The organism is Skermanella sp., assembly GCF_059503625.1.
In genome coordinates, this window is record NZ_JCACHA010001099.1 from 1 (window position 1) to 5509 (window position 5509).

Below are 5509 nucleotides of genomic sequence, written 5' to 3' on the forward strand. Positions count from 1 at the left end.
TGACCGTCACCGTTGCCGGCGAAGTCCTTGCCCCGGCGAGCCTTCAGTTCAAGTCGGACAAGACGGCGAGCCAGTACCTGAGCGAGGCCGGCGGCCTGACGCAATACGCGGACTCGTCGCGGATATTCGTCCTTCAGCCCGACGGCAGCGCTCGGCCTCTGCGTATTTCGTCGTGGAACCACAGCGCCACCTTCATCGCTCCCGGATCGACGATCATCGTGCCGCGCGATCCTGAGCCCTTCGAGTTCTTCAAGTTCGCGCAGAACATTGGAAGCCTGCTGACCCAACTTTCCGTAAGTGCCGCTGCGGTCAAGGTCCTCAGCGGCGACTGGGGAGGCCGTAATTGACCGAGTTCCCGATAGCCGCAGCGGGCGAGGCGGAGCGGCCGCGGCTGTTCACCATCATCACCGTCTGTCTGAACGACTGCGAAGGGCTTGCGCGGACATACCGGAGCCTTGTCTTGCAGACCTGCCGCGACTTCGACTGGATCGTCGTGGACGGCGGCTCCCAGGATGCCACGCCGGCTTTCCTGGCGGCACATGCAGGCGAACTGGCCTGGTGGCGGTCGGCGCCCGACCTGGGCTTGTACGATGCCATGAACATCGGCCTCTCGGCAGCCGCCGGCGATTACCTGATCTTCCTGAACGCAGGAGACACACTGGCCGCTCCGGAAACTCTCCAGGCCGTCGCCCGGCACGTCCGTCGGGACGTACCGCCGGATTTCCTCTACGGCGACGCCTTGGAAAGGGGGGTCGGCAACCGGATGCTCCTGAAGCGAGCACGATCGCATTGCCTCAAGTGGTACGGCATGTTCACTCACCATCAGGCGATGGTCTATCGCCGCGCCTTGGTTGAAGGTCAACGATACGACCTCACCTTCAAGGTCGCAGCGGACTATGCTTTTACGCTGGACACCCTATCCAAATGCACTCGAGTCGCGCGTATACAAGCTCCGCTGGTCCTATTCGAAGGCGGCGGCATATCGCAAGCGCACACAGCCTTGGGCAGACGGGAGCAGGCGCAGATACGCCGAAACCGGCTTCATATGTCCAATGTTTCCTGCTTTTTAATAATGATCGCTCAATATGCTGCGATATCGATACGTTGGGCATGGCCTTCGGTTTTCGAAACATGGCGATGCCGCCGGATGTACGAGTAGCCAAGGCACCACTCACACGTGTAATATGTGCGAAATCTGTACTACGCCTATTCCGTCCGGATGACCAGATCTGAGTACGCTCGACAGGTTGCGCCACACTCGTCAACATGCACGCGAAAGGTCTTGACATTTGAGCCAATTAAGTCCTTTTGAAATCTAAATTTGTACGTTACACCTTAATCGCCGGGCAAGTACTCAGGGGTAGATGATGAAATCGAAAAAGTCCCAACCCGCAACTGCGAACACCATCTCGCGTCGTGGTGAAGGGCCCCATCCAATCGACATTCATGTTGGGGCAAGACTACGTCTTCGCCGAACCTTGCTCGGGCTTAGCCAGGAGAAGCTTGGCGAGGCTGTCGGCATCACTTTTCAGCAGCTTCAGAAGTATGAACGGGGCGCCAACCGCATCAGTGCCAGCCGTTTGTATCATTTGGCTTTGGTTCTCGACGTACCCGTCGGCTTTTTCTTCGAAGACATGCCGACCGGCCAACCCCTTCCGGAGGGTGCCGATGTCGTCCAGGAGCCGACGGAAACCGACGAATTCGAGTCCATGGCCAAGCGGGAAACGCTTGAACTCGTCCGTGCTTATTACCGCATCGGCGATCCCAACGTCCGCCGCCGCGCCTTCGAGTTGATCAAGGCTCTTGGCGGCGAGATCCGCGACGCCGATCCGGTGAACGCCTGAGTCACGCCCACGGCACTACGTCCTCAGCATCAAGACCTCAGCGTGAGGGTCCGCGTCTGTGGACCCTCAGCTTAACGTCGATCTGCCAGTAATAGAAAGCGCGTGCGACGGCACGGTCAAACCCCGGCACTCCGTCCAGAAGCCCCAGCCGCAGCAGATAACTGTGCAGGAACGCCGCGAGAGGACGCCCGGGCAGCCTGGCGAAGATAGCTTTCAGCAGGCGGCGCATGCCTGTTTCCCGGCGACTTAGCTGCTCGTAACGGCCATCCGCCAGCAGGGCGGCCTCCCAGTCGGAATAGCGGTTGTGGCGATCGAACCAGCCATGAAGCGACACTGCCTCGTCGTGGATCATGGCGTGCCGGAGCAATCCGGCCTGGCCCTGAAGTACCGGCTGGTAATGCCCTTCCACCTCCCATATCGTATCGATATCCAGATCCGGGAATGAAGGAAATGAGGCGCGCCGCCGGTCGAGGAGAGCCAACTTGCGGTTCCACGCTCCATGGCGGTGGCGAACGCCGCCGAAAACCGGCTGCCCACGGATGAAGTATCCAGCCAAAGCCGGCTTGGATGACATCGCCAGGGCGATCTCGTCAACGAGTTCGGGAGTGAGCCGCTCGTCGGCATCGCAGTACAGGACCCAGGGATGGCGGAGCGGCAGGTTGTCGAGGCACCATTGCTTCTTCTTGGGATAGCACCCGTTCCATTGGAAAGGCACCACCGTCGCCCCGAACCTTGCGGCAATCTCCCTTGTCCCATCGGTGCTCGCTGAATCGACGACGAACACCTGATCGAAACGCCGGAGTGTCTGAAGACAGGAAGCGATGTTCGTCGCCTCGTTCCGGGTCATGACGATCGCCGATACGGGAATCATGGAAGATCTTCGAAACGAGGGAGCGTTTCCGTCGTCGCCCGGATGAAGACGAGGACCAGCCCAAGGACCAGACCGGCGGCGAAGGCGATCGGCATCACGATCGCCGGATCGGGCGTATCGGGCAGCACGTCACAGGAGGCGGCCTCCATCAAATCCGCCGCCAGCGGAAGATCGACGTTCATCATCATGGAGAACTGCTCGTGTCCGATCAGCGTCGCCCAGAGCGCACGCTTATGTTCCAGGTCGGACGTGGTACGAGCCATCTTCTGGTATTCTTCGATCATGAGCGCATTGCCCTTGACCGCTATGTTACGAAGCTGGCGTTCGGTGGTGGCGTAGAGCCGGTTCAGCAGCAACCGGGCGAACTCCGGATCGGCGTGGCGATAAACGATGCGCCGCAACGGCGTATTGCCTATTTGCTGTACCTGCACTCTGGAACGAAGAAAGCGTGCGAGGTCGCGGCCATCCGGCGCCGCCCAGGACCTGCGTCCGGCAAGATCGGAAAGCATCCGGCGCATCCTCGGGAAAAATCCGGGATCGGGATTCCAGCTTTCGTTCTTTGCGTCCCACATCGATTCGAACACCCGCCGCATGATTTCCGGCGAGGAGGCAAGTTCATTGGCCACGTTCAGCGACGTCATCTCATAGAGAAACCGCTCGTAATAGGACATCTTTTCACCGGCGCCGTGGGCGGCGCCATCGAGTATCGAGCCTGCCGGCAGATCGGGAAGCGGAGTGCCGCGACCGAGCAGGCCGTCCGCCACCGTCGGTCCGACGATCAGGGTAGCGGTATAGCTCGGTTCGATCATGCGCAGCGCCAGCAGGGCGATGACGGCCGTCAGGGTTGCAGTCCCCACGATAAGACGCCGTCCCTCTACGGCGATTGCGATCGCATCCCGCAGCAGCTTTTGAATCTCGAAAGCTGCTGCGCCAGGGCGGGCATCGAAGTCCATCGACATCTCAATCGTTCCCGGCCGCCAACTTACCCCATACCGAACTCGCCGGCCTCCTGACGGCGTCATGCGCCCTGTCGAGGAAGGCGGCGGCAGCCAGATCCGCCGACCACGCCGATCCCGCCGCGGAGGCGCGTGCGCAGACTTCGGCATGCATACGCGGATCTGCGGCATGCATCATGATCAGCCTGGCCAGTCCTTTGCCATCGCCGGTCGGCAGGACCGAACCACAGCCGAAATCGGCGATCTGGCGGGCTGCCGCACCGCCCGCCGAACCAAGAAGGATGCAGGGCCGCCCGGCGGCGAGAGCGCCAGCCACCTTGCTCGGGACCATCATCCCCTCGGCGCGCTCGTCCATGGATGCCAAATGGAGATCGGCGGCGCCAAGGCTTTCGGCGAGCCGATGGGCCGGCTGCCATGGAAGAAGGCGGAGGTTCGGCAGGGCACTTTCCTCGATCCGCTGCCGGACGCGGCTCAAGCCCCTTCCCTCCCCGATCAGCAGAACGGCGATATCGGGTGCCTCGCGGGCCAGGATCGCGGCGGCATCGATCACCGCGCCGATCGGATGCGCAAGGCCGAAGTTACCGGAGTAGGAGACCGTGAATCGATCGCCGAGGCCAAGTTCCCGGCGCATCGGATTGGTCGCGCGGGGGACTGCCCGGATCACGGGATCTGCCCAATTGGGAACGACCGCCACGCGGTCCGGTGCCACTCCTTTGCCCATGATGCGCCGTGCCATGCAGACACCTATGACGACGACCGTGTCGTAGCACCGCAGGGAGGCAGCGCTTGTCCGGTCGAGCGCAAACCTGAGCGCCCATGGGAATCTGACACCGATGACCGGAAACAGATCCGGGTAGACATCCTGCGACCAATGGATCAGGCCGCACGACCATCGAAGCCGGATCAGCGGACCGATCATGGCGAGAAGCGGCGGATCGGTCATCGTGACGACGACATCGTGTCGCGGCAGTTTCCAAGCTGCGGCCAGAAGCCTTGCCAGCGATTTGAGGTAGTCGATGCTCCGGCTGGCGGAGATACCACCGGAAGATCCCGTGCGGACGACCCTGTATTGCGGCCGGTCATCAGGCACCTCCGCATTGCCGCAGGCCAGGACGGTGACGCTCCATCCCGCCGCCGCAAACCGGCCGGCGAGGTCGGCGAGGCACCGGCCGGTTGCCCCACGGTCCGGTGGAAACACCCGGTTGATGAAAAGGATGGATGGCTGATGCACGCTTGAGGAACCAAATGGCTTAATCAGGCAGCATACCAAAGCATGCTGCCGCCAAACATTCAAGTCCCGCTAGGCGCAGGATATTTGAATACAATTCTTCCATGAGTTACGACCGCTAAAAGCAACCCGAAACACAGGTATTTGAAACTGGTATGGGCAAAAAGGCCCAAGCCGAGTGGCGGCATCAAGGCAACCGCAAGGGGCGGGTCGATCCGCATCAGGCAGAACAGCGATGGCAGCATCGACATCAAATACGCCAGCGTGACGAGGCATCCGACCAACCCGGTCTTCAGGAGCATGTAGGTCACGAACGAATGCGTGTACGATACCCACATGCCGCCGACGGCGGGGCTTTGGACAAGCGTGCCCCAGCCTTGCCCGAACAACAGATCGAACCACGACGCTCCGACCTGATCGAGTACGGCGGCGGCCTCCGCCGAACGTTCGTTCAGTCCGTAGGTTTCCGTCTTCCACGCGATCTGCTGGATCGTGCCACCGAGTTGATCACTGGCAAGAGCGGTCACCGCCAGCATGGCGACGACGAGCATCGCCAGGAGTGGCTTGTGCCGGGCGTGCCAGGCTGCGAAGCCGACGATGACGGCGATCG

The 5509-nt window shown here is 61.5% G+C and carries 6 protein-coding genes and 1 pseudogene; 3 read left to right on the forward strand and 4 right to left on the reverse strand.

Going from position 1 to position 5509, the window contains the following annotated elements:
* The 3 genes from AC5JJ6_RS39515 to AC5JJ6_RS39525 all read left to right on the forward strand — a co-directional run.
* A partial coding sequence (locus AC5JJ6_RS39515; protein ID WP_496047293.1) for a capsule biosynthesis GfcC family protein occupies positions 1–347 on the forward strand: 347 nt, incomplete at its 5' end.
* Complete coding sequence (locus tag AC5JJ6_RS39520) at positions 344–1159, forward strand: glycosyltransferase family 2 protein (RefSeq protein WP_496047294.1); 816 nt, start codon at positions 344–346, stop codon at positions 1157–1159. The genes AC5JJ6_RS39515 and AC5JJ6_RS39520, both read left to right, overlap by 4 nt.
* A 208-nt stretch (positions 1160–1367) precedes the next feature.
* The gene (locus tag AC5JJ6_RS39525) at positions 1368–1844 is read left to right on the forward strand and encodes a helix-turn-helix domain-containing protein (protein ID WP_044436351.1); all 477 of its coding nucleotides are present in this window, start codon (positions 1368–1370) and stop codon (positions 1842–1844) included.
* 37 nt (positions 1845–1881) lie between these two features.
* Here the strand turns inward: AC5JJ6_RS39525 and AC5JJ6_RS39530 are convergent, their stop codons facing one another.
* The 4 genes and pseudogenes from AC5JJ6_RS39530 to AC5JJ6_RS39545 all read right to left on the reverse strand — a co-directional run.
* Positions 1882–2715 (reverse strand): glycosyltransferase family 2 protein, encoded by an 834-nt coding sequence (locus AC5JJ6_RS39530; RefSeq protein ID WP_496047295.1) that lies wholly within the window; start codon positions 2713–2715, stop codon positions 1882–1884.
* Positions 2712–3674 (reverse strand): hypothetical protein, encoded by a 963-nt coding sequence (locus AC5JJ6_RS39535; RefSeq protein WP_496047296.1) that lies wholly within the window; start codon positions 3672–3674, stop codon positions 2712–2714. The genes AC5JJ6_RS39530 and AC5JJ6_RS39535 overlap by 4 nt, the downstream gene beginning before the upstream one ends.
* A 1-nt stretch (position 3675) precedes the next feature.
* Positions 3676–4902 (reverse strand): glycosyltransferase family 4 protein, encoded by a 1227-nt coding sequence (locus AC5JJ6_RS39540; RefSeq protein ID WP_496047297.1) that lies wholly within the window; start codon positions 4900–4902, stop codon positions 3676–3678.
* A 59-nt stretch (positions 4903–4961) separates the two neighbouring features.
* A pseudogene (locus tag AC5JJ6_RS39545) lies at positions 4962–5509 on the reverse strand (hypothetical protein); the annotation flags it as partial.

Excerpts from the sequence above, each read along its gene's own strand:
- AC5JJ6_RS39535 (WP_496047296.1), bottom strand. The coding sequence starts at position 3,674 with ATGTCGATGGACTTCGATGCCCGCCCTGGCGCAGCAGCTTTCGAGATT.
- AC5JJ6_RS39530 (WP_496047295.1), bottom strand. The coding sequence starts at position 2,715 with ATGATTCCCGTATCGGCGATCGTCATGACCCGGAACGAGGCGACGAAC.
- AC5JJ6_RS39525 (WP_044436351.1), top strand. The coding sequence starts at position 1,368 with ATGAAATCGAAAAAGTCCCAACCCGCAACTGCGAACACCATCTCGCGT.